A 20,852-nucleotide genomic window follows, 5' to 3' on the forward strand; every position below is an offset into this window, starting at 1 on the left:
CCCCTCTATCTACCAGTCGAAAGGCATATCCTCATGAGCAACGCATACCTCGACGCACTGAAGAAGCGCCGCACGCAGTATTCGCTGGGCCGCAACCTGTCCGCCTCGAAAGAGGAACTGGCGACCCTGATCCAGGAAGCGATCAAGCACAGCCCCTCGTCGTTCAATTCGCAAAGCTCGCGCGCCGTGATCCTGTTCGGCGCCGAAAGCGACAAGCTGTGGAACCTGGCCATCGAGGAAGTGCGCAAGGTCGCCCCGGCCGAAGGCTTCGACAAGACCGAAGCCAAGCTCAAGAGCTTTGCCGCCGGCGTGGGTACCGTGCTGTTCTTCGAAGACCAGGACGTGGTGCGCAGCCTGCAGGAGAAATTCGCCCTGTACGCCGACAACTTCCCGGTGTGGTCGGAACAGGCCGGCGGCATGGCGCAATTGTCGGTCTGGTCCGCGCTGGCCAATGCCGACGTGGGCGCCAGCCTGCAACACTACAATCCGCTGATCGACGCCGCCGTGGCGCGTGAATGGAACGTGCCCGCCAGCTGGAAGCTGCGCGCGCAGATGCCGTTCGGCTCCAACGAAAACGGCTTCGGCGAAAAGGCCTTCATGGACGACGCCGAGCGTTTCCGCGTGGTCGGTTGATGCGGGCGTCTGGCGCGCGGCGCCAGACCGGATCGCGAAACCCGCAGGGCCCCGGCATGGGGACTGCGGGTTTTTCATTGGGCGGCCGGAGCGTTACGAGCGGGGCGGCGGGCCGGCCACGCCGCGCAGGCGGCGCGGCGCGCGAGCGCCTGCGCCGCGGGCAGGCATAATCGTGGGTTTTGTCCGTATACAGAAAGGCCCTGCCGTGAACGACGCCGCACCCATCAGCCAAGCCGACTACGATCTGCCCCTGGAGACGCTCGAAGCGCATCTGCTGGCACAACGCCAGCGCGCCGCCGATGTGGTCAAGGCAGCAACACGCAACTGGACCTGGGTGCGTCATGGCGCCTTCCTGACGTCCATCGTCATCGTCGGCATCGAGAAACTGGTCACTGGCAAGGTGGGCGCCCATACCGCCGTCTTCGCCAGCGTGATGCTGTTGATGGCGCTGAGCTTCATTGCCGCCGCCAAAACCCGCCGCATCATCAAGAGCCTGGGCAGCGGCCAGCCGACGCCCAAATGGGTGCTCAAGCGCATGATCCGCAAGACGATTTTCAAGGGCGCCAGCAGCCTGAAGGGAACGGCGCGTTTCTATCCCGAGCGTTTTGTGCTGGACCAGAACGGCATCCATTTCGAGTCCGAATACGAAAACGACAAGATCGCGTTGATCGCCTTGACGCCGGATTATCTGCAGATCATTCCGGTACAGCGCCAGGATGTGCCGGACGAGGTGTATTTCATCCCGCTGGCGCAGGTCAGCCAGCCGGAGGCGTTGCTGAACTTCCTGGGCGGTAAGCCGAATTATGTGGATGCGGCCTGAAGCGACACGAGCCGTTATTCGTAAGCCTGTTTCGCCGCCGACCACCTGAACGTGCGCTTCCATTTGCCGCCCTGCTGGCGCAATTGGATGTCGAAGTAGCCGGCGGTCTTGCCCGGCAGGATCACCAGGGAATTGCTGGCATCGGATTCGTCGTGTTCACGCGTGCCGTCGGGGTTCCAGTCGCCGGCGATGCTCTTGACGAACGCCATGGGTTGGGCGAACACCACGCGCAGGGCCGCGCCGTCGAGGCGGAACAGGTACAGCGCCTCGAAGTCGGCGCCGCCGCCCGCGTAGCCTTCGCTCCAGCCGGCGCGCAGGCCGAATGCCGTGTTGCCGGGCGCGATCCGGTAGGGCGCCAGGTCGAAGCGTTTCCAGCTTTCGGGCGTGGCCAGCATCGGCGCGCCGGCGTCCTGCATGGTCAGGCCCATGGGCGGGTCGATATCGGTGTCGCTCCAGTCGGTGGGGGTCGTCACCGGGGCCTCGGTGCGCGCCAGCAGCCGGGGCGCGGCGCCGGGCACCGACTCGAACACGCCGATCCAGACTTCGTTGTTGTCCTGGTCGCGCGACAGGGTGGCGCAGTCGCCGCCGCCGAACTGCTTGAGCCGTTCGGCGCGCTCGGCGCTGGCCGCCAGGCACACCAGCGCTACATAGGCGCCCGGGCGTTGCGGCCAGGCCTTGGCGCCGGCCAGGAGCAGGCGGTTCGGGTTCCGGCCGGGCGCCAGTTGCTGCAACAGGAAGGCGTTGGTGAAGCCGGCCGGCAGTTGCGTGCCCAGGCCATCAGGCTGTGGCGCGCCGCTCATCTGGCTGTCGTACATCCTGCGGGCGTCCTGCGTCTTGATGGCGCCGGGCACCTGGTCGAGGGATTGCACCCGGGTGTCGGCCCGTGCCAGCGCGGTGTGCAGGGCAAGGGCCAGGGGGCAGAGCAGCAGAGCGGCGTGGATACGCATGGGCGTGGCCTCGGGGCGGACCGGGCGCGAGTCGTGGCGGTGTCTGATTATCGCCGAACGTAGCGCCGAACGCCGCTGCCAGGCGGCCGGCCACGTCGTCCCACTGGCCGGTCTGGCCCGCGCCGGCGATCGCCATGACCTTGGTGCCTGGCTTGAGCAAGTCCTTGCAGTCCCGGATGTTTTTCGGTTTGACCGGCGGATGGGCAGATGGGGCGCGGCGCCGTTGCGGCAGCGGGCCCTACTGGTGTGGACGTCGGGAAGGCGGCGAATATTCCATCGATTTCCGTCTATAGTGCCCGGTTGACGGCGATGAACCGAGCAGAGAGAGATCGATGGACAAGCGACAAGACCTGGCTCCCCTGGCCCTGCAGGAGGGCGCGGCGCATGCCGCCGGGCCGGCCGGCCCGGCGCCGGTCGCGCTGGACGCCCTCACGATCGACATCGAGGCCGATCCGACGCTGGGTTACGCGTCGATCCAGAACGCGGTGCCGGTGCTGCGGTCGCTGCGGTTGACCAATCGCTCGCAAGAGACCTTCGAGAACGTCGAAATCGCGATCCGCTGCAATCCGGCATTCGCCCAGGGCGCGCGGCTGCGCTTCGACATGCTGGTGCCGGGCGAGATCCGCCGCATTGCGCCGCTGGACCTGGCGCCTGACCATGCCTACCTGGCCGGACTGCAGGAAGCGCAGCGTGCCGCCATCGAGGTCACGGCGCTGGCGGCCGGCCGGGAAGTGGGCCGCGCGACGCAGTCCGTGGCCGTGCTGGCCTATGACCAGTGGGCCGGCACGCGCGCCCTGCCGGAATTGCTGGCCGCGTTTTCCATGCCCAACAATCGGGCCGTGGATGCGCTGATCGGCAAGGCCGCCCGGCTGCTGCGCGAACAGCAGGCCGACCTGACCCTGAACGGCTATCAGTCCAAGCGCCGCGATGTCGTGTGGCAGCAGGTGTCGGTGATCTACAGCACGCTGGCGGCCGAAGCGTTGCATTACGCCGAGCCGCCGGCCTCCTTCGGTGTCGATGGCCAGAAGATCCGCACGCCGGAGCGCATCCTGGAGGCCCGCGTGGCCACCTGCCTGGATCTGGCCATGCTGTTCTCGTCGTGCCTGGAGCAGGCCGGGCTGCGCCCCGTGATCCTGATGAAGGAAGGCCACGCCTGGGTGGGGGTGTGGCTGCATCCGGCGAGTTTCCCCGATCCCCTGACCGACGATGTGCAGGCCGTGCGCAAGCGCGTGGACAGCGGCGAGTTCCTGGTGTTCGAGACCACCGGCATCGCCCAGCATCCGAGTTTCCGACCCTCCTTGCGGCTGGCGCTGGAGCAGGGCGCGGCGCACCTGCGCGAAGCGGATACCTTCCGCTATGCCATCGACGTGCATCGCGCGCGCGAATTGCAGATCAAGCCCTTGCCGGCGCGCGGCGCGGGTCTGGCGCCCGAGGCGGCGCCGGCCATCGAAGCGCCCGCCGCCATCGAACCGATGCCTGCTCTGCCGCCGTTGGATCCGGAGTTCGTCATCAGCCTGGAACCGGCCGACGACACGCCCGAAGGCCGGTTGGCCAGGTGGAAGTCGCGCCTGCTCGACCTGACACTGCGCAACCGGCTGCTGAACTTCAAGCTCACCAAGTCCACGCTGCCGCTGGTGGTGCCCGATTTGGCACGGCTGGAAGATGCCATTGCCGAGGGCAGTGAGTTCCGCATACGGCCCCTGCCGGCGGCCTTGATGGAGGGCAGCGACCCGCGCGTGGCGCAGGTGCATGTCGACCGCGGCGGCCGCGCGCCGCTGGACGACATGGCGCTGGAGGCATTGGCCAATCATGAACTGATCGCCCGCGTGCCGCAGGAGGCGCTGGACGCCAACCTGTTGAATATTTTCGGCGCCGCGCGCACCGGCCTGGAAGAGGGCGGCGCCAACACCCTGTACCTGGCGCTGGGCATGTTGCGCTGGACCGAGCATGCCGCCGCCGAAAGCGCGCACCTGGCGCCGCTGATCCTGATGCCGGTGTCGCTGCAGCGCCAGTCGGTGCGCAGCGGTTTCCGGCTGGTGCGCCACGACGATGAGACCATCATCAATCCCACCTTGCTGCAGATGTTGCGCAACGAGTATGAGTTGCGCATTCCCGGCCTGGACGTTCTGCCGAGCGACGACAAAGGCGTGGATGTGGCGCGGGTGCTGCAGGCGTTCCGGCTGGCGGTGCGCGAGATCGCCGGCTGGGAGGTGCTGGAGCAGGTGCACCTGGGGATTTTCTCCTTCACCAAGTACCTGATGTGGAAGGACCTTCAGGACCGCAGCGGCCAGCTCAAGGCCAACCGCGTCGTGCGGCACTTGATCGACCATCCCGGCCAGGCCTTTGCGCAGGAACCCTGGGATCCGCGCCTGGAGCGCCTGGACGAGAACTACCGGCCGGAAGACCTGCTGACGCCGCTGCTGTCGGATTCCTCGCAATTGAAGGCGATCTGCGCGGTCGACGCCGGCCGCGACCTGGTGCTGGAGGGGCCGCCCGGCACGGGCAAGAGCCAGACCATCACCAACCTGATCGCGCACCTGCTGGCGCGCGGCAAGACCGTGCTGTTCGTCTCGGAGAAAATGGCGGCGCTGGAAGTGGTGTATCGCCGCCTGGCCCAGATCGGCCTGGGGCCGTTCTGCCTGGAACTGCATTCGTCCAAGGCGCGTAAATCCGAGGTGCTGCAGCAGTTGGGCCAGGCGCTGGAGCTGGGCAGCCAGCGCACCAGCGAGCAATGGAACCGCGAAGCCGAGCGCCTGGGCGTGCTGCGCCAGGCACTGAACGGGCTGGTCCAGGCCCTGCACCAGCGGCACCCCAATGGCCTGACGGTCTATGACGCCATCGGAACCAGCATCCGGCACGCCGGTCAGGAAGCATCGCCCATGTTCTGGCCGGATGCCCAGTCGCATGATGAAAAAGACCTGGCGCGGCTGCGCGAGGCGGCGCGGCGCATGTCGACGCTATCCGGCGAGTTGGGCACGCTGCATGGCCACGCGTTGGCGCATATCGGCATGACCGAGTGGAGCCCGAGCTGGCAGGACGCGCTGCTGGCGGCGGCGCAGGCGCTGGATCAGGCGGTGGCGGCTTTCAAAACGTGCGCGGATGCCGCCGGCGCGGAGCTAGGCGTGCCGGCCGCCGGGCTGAGCCTGGATGCCTGCGCGCGCCTGGACACGCTGATCGATGTCTTGCTGGCCGCGCCGCGCGTGCCCGCCGGCCTGGCCGCGCAGGCGCACGATCCGGCCGCGCGCCTGCGGGTGCAGGCCCTGGCCCGCCATGGGCTGGCCCGCAATGCCTGCTGGGCCGAGGTCGGAACGGGCTGGCAGGCCCGGCTGGCGGACCTGGATGCCACGGCGCTGCGGGCCGAGTGGCAGGCCGCCTGCGCCGCCTGGTGGCCCAAGTCGGTCTTCGCCAGGCGCGGCGTGCGCAAGCGGCTGGCGGCGTATCGTGCCGACGCGCGCCGTCCGGACGACACCGCCATCGCCGCCATGCTGGAGCCGCTGGCGCGCGTAAACGCCGAAGACCGTGAACTGGCGGCCTTGAAGGCCGACGCCGAGCGCCTGCTGCTGAATGACTACGCCGGCCTGGCAACGGATTGGGAGCAGGTTGGGCGCCATGAGCAATGGGCCGAGCGTTTTGCCGAAGCGGTCACGCTGATGGCCGGCGATCCGGCCGCGGCCACCGCGCTGCGCACGCGCCTGCAACCGCTGGTGGGCGAGAACCGCGCCTTGCTGCAGCCGGGCGCGCCGCTCTGCCAGCGTTTGCTCGACACCCGCGATGCCTGGCGCGCGCTGCGCGACCAGCTTGCCGCGCTGGAGGCGCTGGCGCGGCCCACCATGCCGCTGGCAGGGGCGCTTGGTGATGACGGCGCGCTCGAACGCATCCAGGCGGTGCTGGCCGCTTGGCGCCTCAATCGGCAGAGCCTGATGTCGTGGTGCGTCTGGCGCCAGGCGCGCGAACAGGCGGTCGGCATGCAGTTGCAGGGCCTGGTCGCGACGCTGGAATCGGGGCGCGTGCCGCTGGCCGGGGTCGAGGCCCATTTCGAATTCAGCTACCGCAATTGGTGGGTCAAGAAGGTCATCGACCATTCGCCGCTGCTGCGTTCGTTCTCCAGCGCCGATCACGACCGCAAGATCCGCGAGTTCCGCGAGGCCGATGAGCGCTTCCAGCAACTGACGTGCGCCCATATCGCGGCGTTGCTGGCGGGCAAGGTCCCCGCCAGCAACGCCGTGCTGGTCAGTCCCGACAGCGAGCTGGGCCTGTTGCGCCGCGAGCTGCAAAAGAAGACGCGCCATGTGCCGGTGCGCCAGTTGATGCAGCGCCTGCCGTCTTTGCTGCCCCGGCTCAAGCCCTGCCTGCTGATGTCGCCGCTGTCGGTCGCGCAATACCTGGATGCCGGCCATTCGCAGTTCGATGTGGTGGTGTTCGACGAAGCTTCGCAGATCCCGGTGTGGGATTCGATCGGCGCCATTGCGCGCGGCCAGCAGCTGGTGGTGGTGGGCGACACCAAGCAGTTGCCGCCCACCAGTTTCTTCAGCAAATCAGCCAACGAGGATGATGGCGCCGGCGATGATGGCCTGGTGGAAGACCTGGAAAGCATCCTGGACGAATGCCTGGGCGCCGACATGAACCGCCTGCGCCTGCAGTGGCACTATCGCAGCCGGCACGAAAGCCTGATCACCTTCAGCAACGTGACCTACTACGACTCGCAGCTCATCACCTTTCCGTCGCCGGTCACCGACGATGTGGCAGTGCGGCTGGAGCGCGTGGCCGGCGTCTACGACCGTGGCGGCAGCCGCACGAACCGCGCCGAGGCCGATGCCATCGTCCAGGGCATCGAACAGCATTACCTGGACCCGGCGCGCCGCCGCCAGAGCCTGGGCGTGGTGACGTTCAACCAGCCGCAGCAGTCGCTCATCGAGACCCTGCTGGACGCGCGCCGCCGCACCAATGCGGCGCTGGACAGGGCCATCGCGGCGCAGGGGCGCGAACCGCTCTTCATCAAGAACCTGGAGAACGTGCAGGGCGACGAACGCGACGTGATTTATTTCTCGATCACTTACGGCCCGGACGCGGCCGGCAAGATGACGATGAACTTCGGCCCGCTCAACGGCGAAGGGGGGCACCGCCGCCTGAATGTGGCGATTTCGCGGGCCCGCGAAGGCGTGGTGATCTACAGCACGCTGCTGCCGGAGCAGATCGACCTGTCGCGCGTGCGCGCCGCCGGCGTGCGCGACCTGAAGCACTACCTGGAGTTCGCCCTGAAGGGGCCGCGCGCGCTGGTGGCGCAATCGCTGCCCAGCGGCCGCGAGCCGGACAGCCCGTTCGAGACGCAGGTCATCAAGGTCTTGCGCGAGCGCGGCTGGGTGGTGCATCCGCAGGTCGGCTGCTCGGGCTACCGCATCGACATGGGCGTGGTCGATCCGCGCGCGCCGGGACGCTACCTGCTCGGCATCGAGTGCGACGGCCGGGCCTATCACGCCGGCGCCACCGCGCGCGACCGCGACCGCCTGCGCCAGGTGGTGCTGGAAGGGCTGGGATGGCGCCTGCACCGGATCTGGTCGACCGACTGGTGGATCAATCCCGGGCGCGAAGAGGAAAAGCTGCTGGCGCGGCTGGACGCGGAACTTGCGCGTAAAGAGGAAGAGGAGGAGGCGCCGCAGGAACCCGAACTCCCGCCCGAAGAAGAGGGCGCGGCGGACGATGGCGTGGCCTTCGCCATCACCACCGAGGGCGGCATGCCGCCAGGCCCGTCTGAGCCGGCGGGCGGCATCGATACCTATCCGGTGACCGACCTGCCGGCGGGCGACGCGCAGGCGTTCTACGCGCGGGCCAGCAACGAGCGGTTGAGCGCCGACTTGCGCCAGGTGATCGAGACCGAAGGGCCGCTTCCCGAAAGCGTGCTGTATCGCCGGGTGGCGCGGGCCTGGGGCCTGGAGCGCACCGGGGCGCGCATCGTCGAGCGCTTGCGCCTGCTGACGCCCGCCGATATTGGCCGCACCCGCGAAGGCGAGGTCACTTTCCTATGGCCGGCGCAGGCGCAGCCCGCGACCTGGGCGGGATTTCGTGGCGCGGGCGAGGACGAGGCCACGCGCCGCCGCGTGGACGACGTCTGCCTGGAGGAACTGGCCAATGGCATCCTGCGCGTGCTGGCCATGACCGGCAATGCGCCGCGCGCGGACGTGGTCAAGTCGGTTTGCCGCCTGCTGGGCCTGTCGCGCACCCTGGCGGATGCCGAGGCGCGCCTGGGGCTGGCGTTGGCGGCGCTGCTGGCGCAAGGCCGGGTGCGCGAAGCGGCCGGCATGCTGCGGGTCGATTGACGCGACGCGGGCGCGCCATCGCGATGGATGGCGCGTCTCAATGCTGCAAAGATCCGCATCACTGCGCAGCATCGTTGCGCCGGCCGGAGCGCGTGCGTGTCAGAAAGTAATTGCCCGAAGGGCGGCGATCCATTCGCCCCGGGCGCTGGAATCGCTCGTGCGGTCCCGGGGGAAGCGAGCGATCTGGTGGGCGGAAGATGACTTCGCGCGTTCAACGACGTGGCAAGATTTTGATACGTCCCAGGACAGAGCCGGTCTGTTTCGTCCATGCCGCGGACGTAGAATCCGGGTTTTTACCAGTGCCTTCCGGCTGATAGGAAAAGCCCATGAAAAAAACAATGCTCCTGGCGTCCGTCTGCGCCGCGCTGCTGCAGGCCTGCGCACCGGTTTCCACTCCTGGCGAAGGATCGTCCACCATGCCCCGTTCTTCCTCCACGGCCGCCGCGAATGCGCTGAGCCTGCCCGCGTACTACTGGCGACTGGTGTCGGCCACCGATGCTTCGGGCAAGTCCATTCCCGCCTTGCAAAAGGGGGTTGAACAGCCCCTGCGTCTGTCGTTCACGGCCGACGCCATGAACGTGCGCGGCGGCTGCAATGCGCAGTTCGGCGGCTATACCTACAAGGACGGCGTGTTGCACGTGGCCAACCTGGCTGCCACCATGAAGGCCTGCGAGCCGGCCCTGATGCAGCTGGACGCCGCCATCGGCCAGCGCCTGAAGGGCGACCTGCGCGCCACCCTCGGCGGCGATGCCGCCGAGCCCGAGCTGGCGCTGGTGGCGGCCGACGGCAGCGTGCTGACGTTCGTCGGCGAACCGACGCCGGAAACCTTGTATGGCAGCGCCGGCGAGATCATGTTCCTGGAGGTGGCGCCCCGGCGGGTCGATTGCAGCCATCCCATGATCCCGCGCTATCAGTGCCTGATGGTGCGCGAGCGCCGCTACAACGACGCCGGCGTGCAGTTGCCGCCGCAGGAAGACTGGCACCCGCTGTACCAATCGATCGAAGGCTACGACCACCGCGACGGCGTGCGCACGGTGCTGCGCGTCAAGCGCTACGACTGGAAGAACCCGCCCGCGGATGCGCCGTCGAAGGTGTATGTGCTGGACCTGGTGGTCGAGCAGGACGCTTCGGGCAAGCTGAAGTAGGTCTGGGTCGCGTCCGCATGGACGCGATGCGTTACGCGGCCGGCGTCGTGAGGCGCCGGCCGGATCGGGCGGGGAGCGGCAATTGAACGTCCGCATCAATAATGATTACAATTCCCATTCCTGAAATTCACAAGGCGCTGATGCGACGGCCATGTCGTCCACGGAATCCCTGGAACACCGCGAACTGGGCAGGCTGTACCGCGACCACCATGGCTGGCTGCGCGGCTGGCTGCTGCGGCGCCTGAGCGTGCCGACCGAGGCCGCCGACCTGGCCCAGGACACCTTCCTGCGGCTGCTGGCCTCGCCGGCGTCGATGGCGCAATTGCAGGGCGTGCGGCAGCCGCGCAGTTTCCTGGCGACGGTGGCGCAGCGCACGCTGGTCGACCATATCCGGCGCCAGGCGCTCGAGCGCGCCTGGCTCGAAACGCTGGCGCAGCAGCCCGAGGCCAGCGCCATGTCCCCCGAGACCCAGGCCATCCTGCTCGAAACCATCCGCGAGATCGACGCCATGCTGCACGGTCTGGGCGACAAAGTGCGGCGCGCCTTTCTGATGTCCCAGCTGGAAGGGGCCAGCTATGCCGAGATCGGCGTCCGCCTGGGCGTGACGGTCAGTTCCGTCAAGAAGTACATGGCGCGCGCCACCGAGCATTGCCTGGTGTACGCGCTGGCCAGGCCGTAGGCGGCCATGGCGGACAAGACCATCGCCGCGGCGGCGCAATGGTACGCACGGCTCTGTGCGGACGATGTCAGCGCGGCCGACCTGGCCGCGCATGGGCGGTGGCTGGCGGCCGATCCCGAGCATGCGCGCATCTGGCGCCAGGTCGAACGGCTGCGGGGCACGCTGGGGGCCGCGCCGGCGCGGCTGGCCGCGGACACGCTGCACCGCGCCGACCGGCATTTTTCGCGCCGCCGCGCCGCGCTGCGTAATGGCCTGGGCGTGGTGGTGCTGCTGGGCGCGGGCGGCCTGACGGCTTGGCGCGCCTTGCCGATGGAACGGATGCTGGCCGACTACCGTACCGCGGCCGGGGAGCGCCGCGAGCTGCGGTTGGCCGATGGCACCCTGCTGTGGCTCGACAGCGCCAGCGCCGTGGACGTCACGGTCGATGCCGGCCAGCGCCGCATCGTCGTGCATGCCGGTGAAATCCTGATCGACACCGAACATGCCCGGCCCGGCCTGCCGCCCCTGCGTGTGCTCACCGTGCATGGCGCCGTGCGGCCCTTGGGCACCCGCTTTCTCGTCACTCGGCTGGACAGCATGACGCGGGTCGCAGTGCTGCGCCATGCCGTCGCGCTGGCACCCGCCAACGGGGGCGCGCCCTTGATCCTGCATGCCGGCGAGCAAGGCACGCTGACACTATCGGGCGCGCAAACGACGGGCGTCATCGTCGGCGAACCCGATGCCTGGACCCGCGGCCTGCTGGTGGTGGACAACTGGCGGCTGGACGACTTCATCGCCCGCCTCGACCGCTATCGGCCGGGCCTGTTGCAATGTGACGAAGCGGTGGCGGGGCTGCGGCTATCGGGGGCGTTTCCGGTTGACGACACCGACCAGGCCCTGGCCGCCGTGGCGCGCGCCTTGCCGGTCCGCGTGTCCCGTTTCACCCGTTATTACGTCCGCATCGTCGCCCGGCGCTGATTTTTTCCCCACGGCATTGTCCTTTTTCCGCCCTCGTCCGACTTAGCAGGGATTACGTCGGATCTGCCACACGGAAACCTGAGTCCATGCCTTCTGTACCCTTGCTTCGCCATCCCCCCGCCTTCGCTTCCCTGGCGCCTGCCGTTCTGATTGCCTTGACAGCCTTCGGCGCCGCGCCGCCGGTGCTGGCGCAGGCCGTGCCCAGCGTGCAGGTATCGCGCCATTACGACCTGCCCCCCGGACCGTTGGGCCTGACACTGAGCCGCTTTGCCGCACAGGCCGGCGTGGTGCTGGCGTTCGACGCCACCCTCACCCAAGGGCGCCAGAGCGCCGGCCTGCAAGGCGACTATGGCGTGGCCGCGGGCCTGGCGGCGATGCTGTCGGGAACCGGCCTGGAAGCGATCGACCAGGGAGGCAATCGCTATGGCCTGCGCGTGGTCAACGCGCAGATGCTGGCGCCGGTAGAGGTGCTGGGGGCGCGCGAGCCCCTGCCCAGCGAGGCGACCGATTCGTACACGGTCGGCGTGTCGAACACCGCCACCCGGCTGCCGATGACGCTGCGCGAGACGCCGCAATCGGTCTCGGTGATGACGCGCCAGCGGCTTACCGACCAGGGCCTCAATACCCTGGAGGACGCCATCGTCAATACGCCGGGCCTGGTTTTCAAGAAGAAGGGCTCGGCGGACGACAACGAAAAAGGCCTGTATGCGCGCGGCATGGAGATCACCAACATGCAGGTCGACGGTGTGCCGACCCACAAGGACTTCAATGCCCTGGGGCTGGATACCGCGTTGTATGACCGCATCGAGGTGGTGCGGGGTTCCACCGGCCTGCTGAGCGGGGCGGGCAACCCGGCTGCCTCGATCAATCTTGTGCGCAAGCGGCCGACTCGCGAGTTTGAGGCCGGCGTCGGCGCCCGCGTGGGGTCATGGGACTACCGCCGCACCGAGTTCGACCTGGGCAGCCCGCTGGATGCAGCAGGCAAGCTGCGCGGGCGGCTGGTGGGCGCCTGGCAGGAGGGCGGCTCGTTCATCGACCGCGTCAAGCAGGATTCGCGACTGCTGTATGGCGTCATCGAAGCCGACCTGAGTGAACGCACCCTGTTGACGCTGGGCGCGGAATACCAGCGCAAGACATGCACGGCGTGCTCGTATTTCGGTTTTCCCGCCTATTACGCGGATGGTTCCAAGACCGACTTTCGCCAGCGTTTCAATTCCGCCACCAACTGGAGCCGCCAGGAACGCACGCGCTACAACGTCTTCGCCACGCTCGACCACGAATTCACGCCGTCATGGAAAGGGTCGCTGACGCTGTCGCGCACCGGCGATGACAATGACCGCACTTATGGCTGGTTCAGCAGCAACGGCTGGGCCAATCCTCAAACCGGGCAGGGCGCTTCGCTGTGGGTCGCCAAGTGGCCCATTCCAAAGACCCAGAATGCGCTGGACGCCAGTCTGAGCGGCGCCTTCGACGCGCTGGGCCGGCGCCACGACCTGGTGCTGGGCGTGAGCCTGTCGCGCACCCGGGGCGACTACGATACCTACCCGCTGTGGGCCGCGCCGGGCTACGACCCGGCCATCCCGGACGCGCGCGCCTGGGATGGCGACATGCCGGAACCGCAGTGGCAGGTCACCGGCAAGCGCCACTACACGGAGAAGCAGCGCGCGATCTACGGCGCGCTGCGCCTGCGCCCGACCGATGCGCTGTCGCTGGTGCTCGGCTCGCGCGTCACCTGGTGGGACCAGCAGGCCTCCTATAACTACAACGACGGCTCGGCCTATCCGGACAACATGCGCGAGCACGGCGTCTACACGCCGTATGCCGGCGTGGTCTACGACCTGACGCCGACGCTGTCGGCCTACGCCAGCTACACCAGCATCTTCCTGCCGCAGCAGGCGCAGACCGTGTCGGGCAGCGGCATCGCGCCGATCGAGGGCAACACCTACGAGATCGGCCTGAAGACCGCCTGGCTGGACGGACGCCTGAACGGCGCGCTGGCGCTGTTCCGCACTCGTCAGGACAACTATGCCATGCTGGACGGCGACAAGCTGGCGCCCAATGGCGACAACGCCTACGTCGCCGCCAATGGCGCCGTGCTGCGCGGCGTGGAAGCCGAGCTCAGCGGCGAACTCGCGCCCGGCTGGCAGATGCAGTTGTCGTATGCCTATGTGGACCGCCGCCTGCCAAGCGGATTCTCGACCCAGGTCGGGTTGCCGCGCCACATCGCCAAGCTTTACACCACCTACCGGCTGCCTGGCGACTGGAGCGCCCTGACGGTAGGGGGCGGGGTGCGCTGGGAAGGCGCCAGCGGCTTCACCAGCCGGGGGCCGGGTGGAAGGCAGTTGGAATCGTCGCAGGGCAGCTACGCTGTGCTCGACCTGATGGCGCGCTACCAGGTCAACCGCCAGTGGTCGGCCACGCTCAACCTGAACAATGTGCTGGACAGGAAGTACTACGCCAGCACCAACGTCTACAGCAACTACTACGGCGCGCCGTTCAGTGCGATGCTGGGGGTGAACTACCGGTACTGAGCACTTTGTCGTGGACGCCGAATCGGCCGATCAGCGTGGCGCTGGCCTGGTTCAGCCCACGCACGTCCACCCGCACTCCGCCGCGCCGCAGCTTGATCACCACCTTGTCCAGCGCGCCGACGGCGGAGATGTCCCAGAAATGCGCGGCGGACACGTCCAGCACCACGTGGCCGACCGGTTCCTTGAAGTCGACCGACTCCGCGAACCGGTCGGTGGACGCAAAGAACACTTGCCCCGCGAAGGCGTAGGTGCGGGTGGCTCCGTCCGCGGACAGGCTCGATTCGACTGTCAGCAGGCGCTTGACCTTGGCGGCGAAGAAGACGCCGCTGAGCAGCACCCCCACCAGCACGCCGCGCGCCAGGTCGTGGGTCCACACCACGACCACGACGGTGGCGAGCATGACCACGGACGATTGCCAGGGATGGCTGCGCAGGTTGCGTAGCGAGCGCCAGCTGAACGTGCCGATGGACACCATGATCATCACCGCGACCAGCGCGGGCATGGGGATCTGGGCGACCAGCGGTCCCAGCACCACGATCAGGAACAGCAGGAAGGCGCCGGCGACGAAGGTGGACAGCCGGGTCGATCCGCCGGACTTCACGTTGATGACGGACTGGCCGATCATGGCGCAGCCGCCCATGCCGCCGAAGAAGCCGGTGACGAAGTTGGCGATGCCCTGGCCCTTGCATTCGCGCCGTTTGTCGCTGGGCGTGTCGGTCATGTCGTCGACGATCTGGGCGGTCATCATCGATTCGAGCAGGCCCACCGCCGCCATGGTCAGCGAGTAGGGCAGGATGATGCGCAGCGTGTCCAGCGTAAACGGCACGTCCGGCAATTGGAAGGAGGGCAGGGCGGAGGGCAGCTTGCCCATGCTGCCGACGGTATTGACCGACAGGCCGCCCAGGATGCTGAGGGTTGTCAGCACAATGATCGCGACCAGCGGCGAGGGCACCACCCGCGTCAGCAGCGGGAACAGGTAGATGATGGCCAGGCCCCCCGCCACCATGGCGTAGCTGACCCAGGTGACGCCGGTCAGTTGCGGCAGTTGCGCGATGAAGATGAGAATGGCGAGCGCATTGACGAAGCCGGTGACGACCGACCGCGAAACATACTGCATCAGCAGGTCGAGCCGCAGGAATCCGGCCAGGACCTGGATGACTCCCATCAGGACGGTGGCGGCGAACAGGTAGTCGACGCCATGCTCGATCACCAAGGGCGCGACGACCACCGCCACGGCGGCCGTGGCGGCGGAGATCATGCCGGGACGGCCGCCGACCAGCGAGATGATGACGGCGATCGAGAACGAGGCATACAGGCCGGTTTTGGGATCGACGTGGGCGATGATCGAAAAGCCGATGGCTTCCGGGATGAGGGCAAGGGCAACGACGATGCCCGCGAGGATGTCGGCGCGGGGACTGGCGAGCCAGTCACGGCGGAACGAGGAAACAAAAGACATGGTTTGGCCAACTTGAAGTCAGCAAGCGCGGCATCGCAGCGAAATGCTATGTCGAGTCTGGAGCGAGCCGTAAGTCGCTTGGGATTGTCCGAGGGATAGGCGCCCGGCCGAGCCACCCGGCGATGCCGGGTCCACGAAGATCGCTGTCGTAGCGATGCGCATCCGTTGCAGATGCGTCGAGGCAGGATTTTACACAGGTTGGAGTGCGGAGCAAGGCATGCCGGGTGGCGCGGCGCCGGCGCGGGCTAACGTGCTTCGAGGGCCACGGCCGACCCGCCGTGGCAGACCGCGCCGGCCACGCCGGTTCAGCCGCGATGGATCGACACGCCGCCATCCACCAGCAACGCCGTGCCGGTGGTGAAGCTGGAGGCGTCCGAAGCCAGGTAAAGCGCCGAACGGGCAATCTCCTGCGGGGCGGCCAGGCGCTTGAGCGCATGCAGGTTTTCGACGTAGCGGCGCGCCTCGGGCGTGGGCATCGACGCGCGGCCCATCGGCGTGTCGGTGCCGCCGGGCAGCAGCGCGTTGGCGCGGATGCCGTGCGCGCCATACTCCGAAGCAATGGTCTGGGTCAGCCCGATCAGGCCGGCCTTGCTGGCGGCATAGGCGCCCATGCCGGCCATGCCGGCGGTGTGGCCGACAAAGGTGGAGGTGAAGATCAGCGACCCGCCGCCGCGCCGCAGCAGCGCCGGGATCTGGTGGCGCGCGCCGAGAAAGGCGCTGCCCAGGTTGGTATCGAGGATCTCGCGCCAGGCTTCGGGCGAGACCTGGTGCAGGGGCAGGGCTTCGCCGGTCATGCCGGCGTTGTTGAAGGCGATGTCCAGGCCCCCGTAGCGGGTTTCGGCCAGGCTGACGGCGGCCTCGGCCAGGGCCTCGTCGCGGACGTCGCCCGCTAGCGCCACGGCGCGGCCGCCATCGGCTTCGATCTGTGCGACCCGTGCTTCCAGTTCGGCCTGGCGCCGTGCCACCAGCACGAGGCTGGCGCCCTCGCGGGCGAACAGCTTGGCCGCTTCATAGCCGATTCCCGAGCTGGCGCCGGTGATGATGGCGACTTTGCCGGTCAGTTGCTGCATGATCGTTCCTGTGAGTGAATGACACGGCCACGATAGGCAGCTCCGACCGGCCCGGCTATCCGTTTCTTGCCGTGGGCCGCCGGACGCGGCAATGCCGGCGGCTAGCGCGCCAGCTTCATCGACACATCGGTGTGCGAACCGCGATCCAGATCGACGCCCAGAGGCGTGCTGTTCACGGGCAGCGAGAGCAGTTCGCGACCCACTTCCCCCGTCTCGATCCGGCGCGCGATATCGTCGAGCAATTGTGTGCGGGAGGCGAATCCCTGGCCTTTGAGGTCCTTGGCATACAGGCGGTAGCTGAGGTTGGGCTCACTGCCCTTCATGACGCCAAGTTCGTGGATTTCGCCCTGTTCATTGCGGATCAGCAGGTGGCCCGGGCGGGCATAGATGCGATAGATGCGCCAGGGCGAGGAAATCGCCGCGTGGCCCGGGCGTGCGGCGACGGCGCCGCCATGCGAGGCAGCGCGCGGCGCGGGGCTGGCGGGCGGGCCGGATGGCCGGGGCAGCAGCTTGACGCAGGCGTTGGCGAAACGCGCGATCGACCGCTTGAGCGCGCTCAAGCGCGCGCTGCCGAAAGCCCGAGGCCAGGGCGGGTAGCGGGGGGAGAGTGCGAGGTCATGGTGGTGCTCCTGTACATGGCGATGCGGCGAGGATCGCGCGGTCAAGCACCATCGGGACAGCATACGCGCTTTGGCGTCCCTGCGCGGGAAAGCGCGCCGGTTGCCAGGCGCGAACGGCGTATTTCGTGAAAAATCAGCGGTTTTCCCGGTCACAGCGGGCCACGGCCAGCGCGCAATGGCGAGCGAGGCGCTATTTGGAAACGGTGGTTGACTTTATGGTGGCTAGCACCCATAGTGGGATAGAAGCTTTTCGAGCATCGTGATCATCGTCCGGTCTTGCTCCTCTTTCGAGGGGCCTCATTGTTCGCCGTCCTTTCCTTGACTGGCTCACTTCGCGGGCTGTGCCCGTTATCCACCAAGGAAAGAAACATGGAAACCGGAATCGTCAAATGGTTCAACGACGCCAAGGGCTTTGGCTTCATCATGCCCGAGAACGGCGGCAAGGATCTCTTCGCCCATTTCTCCGAAATCGTCAGCGATGGCCACAAGGTGCTGCTGGAAAACCAGCGCGTCAGTTACGTCACCGCACAGGGCTCCAAGGGGCCGCACGCGACGCAGATCCGCGCATTGTGAAAGAAAGGCCCGCGCAAGCGGGCCTTTTGCTTAACGACGGAGGGCTTATGCTCCACAACAACATGGTTTACAAAGGCTACCGGCTGACCGCGAGCGTGTCCCGCGTGGCCGCGGGCGGATCGAATGGCCCCGCCTTCACGGCGACGGTCGCGGTGGAACTGGCCGGCGATCAGGACCGGCTCGGCGAACCCTACGCCGTGCCGCTGTTCGCGGCGGGTGGATCCGTCTCCAGCCCCAGCATGGCGGTGGATGCCGCAATCCATCACGGCCGCATCGTGGTCGATGCGCATGCCAGGCCCGCTTGACCGCCAGGCCCGGCGACGGGTCCGCGCGGCAAGCGCCGGCGCAAACGACATGGCCGCCCAGGGCAACCGGGCGGCCATGTCGTTTGCGCCGGCATGCGCGAGCCGCCTTGCTCGCGTTGGCGCCGCTGCCGCGGCCCGGTTTCCCTGACGTTCATTCAAAACCCATAAACTGGCGGAAAAGGTATTTCCTGGAGGACACGAAAGTGCCTGAATCGAACGAAGCCCGCATTCTGCTTTTCTCCTACGGCACGTTGCGGGACAAGGCGGTGCAACGCGCCAACTTCGGCCGTGAACTCGACGGCCGGGAGGACGCCATGACCGGCTACGTGCAGCATTGGGTCGATATCACCGACCCTGAGGTCATCAAGACCAGTGGCCTGGCACGGCATCCCATCGTCCATGCCACCTACGACCCCAAGGACGAAGTGCCGGGCATGGTGTTCGAGGTCACGCAGCAGGAACTGGAGGCGGCCGATCGCTACGAGGTGTCCGATTACAAGCGCGTCGCGGTGCTGCTCAAGTCCGGCGTGCACGCCTGGGTGTACATCAAGGCCTGAACGCCTGGCCGGACTGCCGCGCCAGCCCCGCATCGAATCCGTATACGATGCGGGGCTGGGGCCAATTTTCAGGCTGGAGCAATCATGGACACACTCGATCAGCAATTGCTGGGCCTGTTGCGTGCCGATGCACGCGCAACCGTCGCGACCCTGGCCAAGAAGCTCGACGTGTCGCGGGGCACGATCAACAACCGCATCGCCCGCATGGAAGACGAGGGCATCATCGTCGGCTATACCGTCCGGCTGCGCCCCGAATCCCAACCCGACCAGATCGGCGCCTGGATGAATATCGCCGTCGACGGCAACGAAACCCGCCGCGTCGTCAGCATCCTCCTGGGCGACCCCGCCGTCGTCGCCCTGCACGACACCAACGGCCGCTGGGACCTGCTGGCCGAACTGCGCGTCGCCAACATCGAGGAAATGTCCCGCGTCCTGGACCGCGTTCGCCTCATCAAGGCCATCTCCGCCACGGAAACCAGCATTCACCTGAAAAGCTACAAGCTCGATTGAGCTGGCTACCGATCTTCGCACTACCGAACGTCCACAACGGCCGCCCGCGCGGCCGCCTTGGGCGACCCTGCAAGATCTTCCATCGAACAAACCTGCGTCGCCACGAAGGCCCAAACACCGCCAGGGCGACAGCACGAACCACCCGTTAGAGGTTCCTCCCCGGTTGCTCCAACCCACACCACGTTCCGAAAATTGGCGGGCGCCGCCATCACCCGCGCCCTTGCCGCGCTATTGCTGCGGCCCAGGCGCGGACGGTGCGGCCGAGTCAACGCCCGCCGACGCCTGTGGCGCGTGCACCGGTGAACCCATCGCCTGGAACAGCGCCGCCGTCTCGGTCAGGCGGGCGTTGGCGTATTCCACCTCGCGCACGCGTGCCGCGACGTAATGCTGTTCGCTGGCATGCGCGGCGTAGGGGGGCAGCGCCCCCAGCCGCACCCGGTTGGCGGTATTGCGGTGCGACTGCTCGGCGGCCCGTCGCGATGCCTCGGCCGACGCCAACGCCTGGCCGTCCGCGTCCAGCCGCGCCAGCGTGTCGGCCACGTCGCGGAAGGCGGTCAGCACGGTCTGCTTGTATTGCTGGGTGGCGGCGGCATAACGCTCCCTGGCGGCGCGGCGCTCGGCCAGCAAGGCCCCGCCGTGGAAGATCGGCTGCGTCAGGGACGCGCCCAGCGCCCAGATCGAGCCCGCGCCGGACAGCGCCGCCGGCCAGTTGAACCCGCCCTGGCCCATGGAGGCCGACAAGGACAGGCTGGGAAACAAGCGCGCCGTGGTCATGCCGACATCCGCCGCGGCGGCCTGCAGGGCGGCGTCGGCGATTCGGATGTCCGGGCGGGCCGCCAGCAATTCGGAGGGCACCAGCACCGGCACTTCGGCCGGAACGGTCAGGGCGCCGAAGGCCAGGTCAGGCGGGGCCTGGTCCGGGGTGCGGCCCATCAACACTGCCAGCGCATGGCGCGTCGCCTGCCATTGCGCGCGCAGTCCCGGCAGGGAGGCCGCCAGCGTGGCGGCATCCTGGTCGGCTTGCAAAGCATCGTTCTGCGAGGCCGCTCCCAGTTCGTAGCGGCGCTGCGTGTCGCGCGCCACCCGGCGTGCCAGCACGACTTGCTTTTCAGTCAAGGCCACGCGCTCGGCCAGCGAGGCCGAGGTGATGGCGCCGGTGACGATATTGCCGGCCAGGGCACGGCGCGCCGCCTCCAGCCGGAACGCCTGCTGCGCCACCTGCGCCGCGCCCGAGCGGTTCTCGAAGCGCGCTGCGCCGAACAGGTCCAGCTCGTAGCGGGCCTGGATCTGTCCGGTGAAGACGTTATAGAGCGCGGTGGGGTCGCGCATTTCCGGCATGGTCAACGCGCGCTTGCGCGACCCCTCGGCGCCAGCGTCGATCGATGGCAGCAGCGAGGCATTGACCTGGCCGCGCAATTGCTCGCGGGCGCCAGCCAGGTTGCGCTCGGCCGCGGCCAGGTCGGGGCTGTTGGCCAGACCTTCCTGCACCATGGCGTTGAGCGCGTCCGAACCGTAGTGCTGCCACCACTCGGGCACCGGGTGGGCATCGCGCGCATAGCGTTGCGCCACGCCCTGGGCGGGGACGCCGTTGGCCGGCAGCGGTTCGACGCCATATTGCGCGGGTTGCGCCATCGCCGGTGGCCTGCCGTCGGGGGCGAAGGCGCAGGCGCCCAGCGCCAGCAGCAGCGGCAGGGTGCCCAGGCGCCAGGCCGGGGTCGGGAGACGGGGGGACATC

At 68.0% G+C, this 20,852-nt stretch carries 17 protein-coding genes and 1 other annotated feature; of the genes, 11 read left to right on the plus strand and 6 right to left on the minus strand.

Annotated elements, in window-relative coordinates; genetic code table 11:
- Nucleotides 1–33: 33 nt before the first annotated feature.
- Complete coding sequence (locus HV701_RS01490) at nucleotides 34–633, plus strand: nitroreductase family protein (protein ID WP_175131365.1); 600 nt, start codon at nucleotides 34–36, stop codon at nucleotides 631–633.
- A gap of 205 nt (nucleotides 634–838) precedes the next feature.
- Complete coding sequence (locus HV701_RS01495; protein WP_175131366.1) at nucleotides 839–1,453, plus strand: hypothetical protein; 615 nt, start codon at nucleotides 839–841, stop codon at nucleotides 1,451–1,453.
- Between the two features lie 14 nt (nucleotides 1,454–1,467).
- On the opposite strand, the gene HV701_RS01500 is transcribed toward HV701_RS01495, so the two are convergent.
- A complete protein-coding gene (locus tag HV701_RS01500; protein WP_175131367.1) occupies nucleotides 1,468–2,400 on the minus strand; it encodes a hypothetical protein in 933 nt (310 codons plus the stop codon).
- A gap of 332 nt (nucleotides 2,401–2,732) precedes the next feature.
- On the opposite strand from HV701_RS01500, the gene HV701_RS01505 reads away from it, so the two are divergent.
- A complete protein-coding gene (locus HV701_RS01505; protein ID WP_175131368.1) occupies nucleotides 2,733–8,714 on the plus strand; it encodes a DUF3320 domain-containing protein in 5,982 nt (1,993 codons plus the stop codon).
- Between the two features lie 211 nt (nucleotides 8,715–8,925).
- On the opposite strand, the gene HV701_RS01510 is transcribed toward HV701_RS01505, so the two are convergent.
- Nucleotides 8,926–9,132 carry a hypothetical protein gene (locus HV701_RS01510; RefSeq protein WP_175131105.1) on the minus strand — a complete coding sequence of 69 codons (207 nt, stop codon included), beginning with the start codon at nucleotides 9,130–9,132 and terminating at the stop codon, nucleotides 8,926–8,928.
- Between HV701_RS01510 and HV701_RS01515 the strand changes: the two genes are divergently transcribed.
- The 4 genes from HV701_RS01515 (at nucleotide 9,131) to HV701_RS01530 (ending at nucleotide 14,026) form a co-directional block, all read left to right on the plus strand.
- On the plus strand, nucleotides 9,131–9,859 hold the full coding sequence (locus HV701_RS01515; RefSeq protein WP_217467940.1) for an META and DUF4377 domain-containing protein: 729 nt from the start codon (nucleotides 9,131–9,133) through the stop codon (nucleotides 9,857–9,859). The genes HV701_RS01510 and HV701_RS01515 overlap by 2 nt on opposite strands.
- 151 nt (nucleotides 9,860–10,010) lie before the next feature.
- Nucleotides 10,011–10,538, plus strand: a complete 528-nt coding sequence (locus HV701_RS01520) for a sigma-70 family RNA polymerase sigma factor (RefSeq protein ID WP_175131370.1) — start codon at nucleotides 10,011–10,013, stop codon at nucleotides 10,536–10,538.
- Nucleotides 10,539–10,544: 6 nt separating this feature from the next.
- Complete coding sequence (locus tag HV701_RS01525; RefSeq protein ID WP_175131371.1) at nucleotides 10,545–11,495, plus strand: FecR domain-containing protein; 951 nt, start codon at nucleotides 10,545–10,547, stop codon at nucleotides 11,493–11,495.
- 86 nt (nucleotides 11,496–11,581) lie between these two features.
- On the plus strand, nucleotides 11,582–14,026 hold the full coding sequence (locus tag HV701_RS01530; protein WP_175131372.1) for a TonB-dependent siderophore receptor: 2,445 nt from the start codon (nucleotides 11,582–11,584) through the stop codon (nucleotides 14,024–14,026).
- On the opposite strand, the gene HV701_RS01535 is transcribed toward HV701_RS01530, so the two are convergent.
- The 3 genes from HV701_RS01535 to HV701_RS01545 form a co-directional block, all read right to left on the minus strand.
- Nucleotides 13,992–15,482 carry a SulP family inorganic anion transporter gene (locus HV701_RS01535; protein ID WP_175131373.1) on the minus strand — a complete coding sequence of 497 codons (1,491 nt, stop codon included), beginning with the start codon at nucleotides 15,480–15,482 and terminating at the stop codon, nucleotides 13,992–13,994. The two genes, HV701_RS01530 and HV701_RS01535, sit on opposite strands and share 35 nt — an antisense overlap.
- An 82-nt stretch (nucleotides 15,483–15,564) precedes the next feature.
- Nucleotides 15,565–15,618: a sequence feature (sul1 is cis-regulatory element that is thought to sense ions involved in sulfur or methionine metabolism; They are found in Alphaproteobacteria), on the minus strand.
- Nucleotides 15,619–15,787: 169 nt separating this feature from the next.
- Nucleotides 15,788–16,552, minus strand: coding sequence for an SDR family oxidoreductase (locus HV701_RS01540; protein WP_175131374.1), 765 nt, complete (start codon nucleotides 16,550–16,552; stop codon nucleotides 15,788–15,790).
- Nucleotides 16,553–16,653: 101 nt separating this feature from the next.
- Entirely contained in the window at nucleotides 16,654–17,112 is a 459-nt protein-coding gene (locus HV701_RS01545) for a hypothetical protein (RefSeq protein WP_175131375.1), read from the minus strand.
- Between the two features lie 429 nt (nucleotides 17,113–17,541).
- On the opposite strand from HV701_RS01545, the gene HV701_RS01550 reads away from it, so the two are divergent.
- The 4 genes from HV701_RS01550 to HV701_RS01565 all read left to right on the plus strand — a co-directional run bounded on the left by HV701_RS01550 (nucleotide 17,542) and on the right by HV701_RS01565 (nucleotide 19,117).
- Complete coding sequence (locus HV701_RS01550; protein WP_175131376.1) at nucleotides 17,542–17,745, plus strand: cold-shock protein; 204 nt, start codon at nucleotides 17,542–17,544, stop codon at nucleotides 17,743–17,745.
- A 47-nt stretch (nucleotides 17,746–17,792) separates the two neighbouring features.
- Complete coding sequence (locus HV701_RS01555) at nucleotides 17,793–18,050, plus strand: hypothetical protein (RefSeq protein ID WP_175131377.1); 258 nt, start codon at nucleotides 17,793–17,795, stop codon at nucleotides 18,048–18,050.
- A gap of 203 nt (nucleotides 18,051–18,253) precedes the next feature.
- A complete protein-coding gene (locus HV701_RS01560; RefSeq protein ID WP_175131378.1) occupies nucleotides 18,254–18,607 on the plus strand; it encodes a gamma-glutamylcyclotransferase family protein in 354 nt (117 codons plus the stop codon).
- An 84-nt stretch (nucleotides 18,608–18,691) separates the two neighbouring features.
- Nucleotides 18,692–19,117: an Lrp/AsnC family transcriptional regulator gene (locus tag HV701_RS01565; RefSeq protein WP_047992161.1), complete on the plus strand. Its 426-nt coding sequence runs from the start codon at nucleotides 18,692–18,694 to the stop codon at nucleotides 19,115–19,117.
- Between the two features lie 228 nt (nucleotides 19,118–19,345).
- Here HV701_RS01565 and HV701_RS01570 read toward each other — a convergent pair whose 3' ends face one another.
- A complete protein-coding gene (locus HV701_RS01570) occupies nucleotides 19,346–20,851 on the minus strand; it encodes an efflux transporter outer membrane subunit (RefSeq protein ID WP_175131379.1) in 1,506 nt (501 codons plus the stop codon).
- Nucleotide 20,852: the final 1 nt, after the last annotated feature.

Origin of the sequence: Achromobacter pulmonis, assembly GCF_902859765.1 — a bacterium.
Lineage (GTDB): Bacteria > Pseudomonadota > Gammaproteobacteria > Burkholderiales > Burkholderiaceae_B > Achromobacter > Achromobacter pulmonis.

What these genes read in the sequence shown, in the direction of transcription:
- HV701_RS01490 (WP_175131365.1), top strand. Translation starts at nt 34, where the DNA reads ATGAGCAACGCATACCTCGACGCACTGAAGAAGCGCCGCACGCAGTAT.
- HV701_RS01500 (WP_175131367.1), bottom strand. Translation starts at nt 2,400, where the DNA reads ATGCGTATCCACGCCGCTCTGCTGCTCTGCCCCCTGGCCCTTGCCCTG.
- HV701_RS01505 (WP_175131368.1), top strand. Translation starts at nt 2,733, where the DNA reads ATGGACAAGCGACAAGACCTGGCTCCCCTGGCCCTGCAGGAGGGCGCG.
- HV701_RS01515 (WP_217467940.1), top strand. Translation starts at nt 9,131, where the DNA reads ATGCCCCGTTCTTCCTCCACGGCCGCCGCGAATGCGCTGAGCCTGCCC.
- HV701_RS01510 (WP_175131105.1), bottom strand. Translation starts at nt 9,132, where the DNA reads ATGGTGGACGATCCTTCGCCAGGAGTGGAAACCGGTGCGCAGGCCTGC.
- HV701_RS01520 (WP_175131370.1), top strand. Translation starts at nt 10,011, where the DNA reads ATGTCGTCCACGGAATCCCTGGAACACCGCGAACTGGGCAGGCTGTAC.
- HV701_RS01525 (WP_175131371.1), top strand. Translation starts at nt 10,545, where the DNA reads ATGGCGGACAAGACCATCGCCGCGGCGGCGCAATGGTACGCACGGCTC.
- HV701_RS01530 (WP_175131372.1), top strand. Translation starts at nt 11,582, where the DNA reads ATGCCTTCTGTACCCTTGCTTCGCCATCCCCCCGCCTTCGCTTCCCTG.
- HV701_RS01535 (WP_175131373.1), bottom strand. Translation starts at nt 15,482, where the DNA reads ATGTCTTTTGTTTCCTCGTTCCGCCGTGACTGGCTCGCCAGTCCCCGC.
- HV701_RS01540 (WP_175131374.1), bottom strand. Translation starts at nt 16,552, where the DNA reads ATGCAGCAACTGACCGGCAAAGTCGCCATCATCACCGGCGCCAGCTCG.
- HV701_RS01550 (WP_175131376.1), top strand. Translation starts at nt 17,542, where the DNA reads ATGGAAACCGGAATCGTCAAATGGTTCAACGACGCCAAGGGCTTTGGC.
- HV701_RS01555 (WP_175131377.1), top strand. Translation starts at nt 17,793, where the DNA reads ATGCTCCACAACAACATGGTTTACAAAGGCTACCGGCTGACCGCGAGC.
- HV701_RS01565 (WP_047992161.1), top strand. Translation starts at nt 18,692, where the DNA reads ATGGACACACTCGATCAGCAATTGCTGGGCCTGTTGCGTGCCGATGCA.
- HV701_RS01570 (WP_175131379.1), bottom strand. Translation starts at nt 20,851, where the DNA reads ATGTCCCCCCGTCTCCCGACCCCGGCCTGGCGCCTGGGCACCCTGCCG.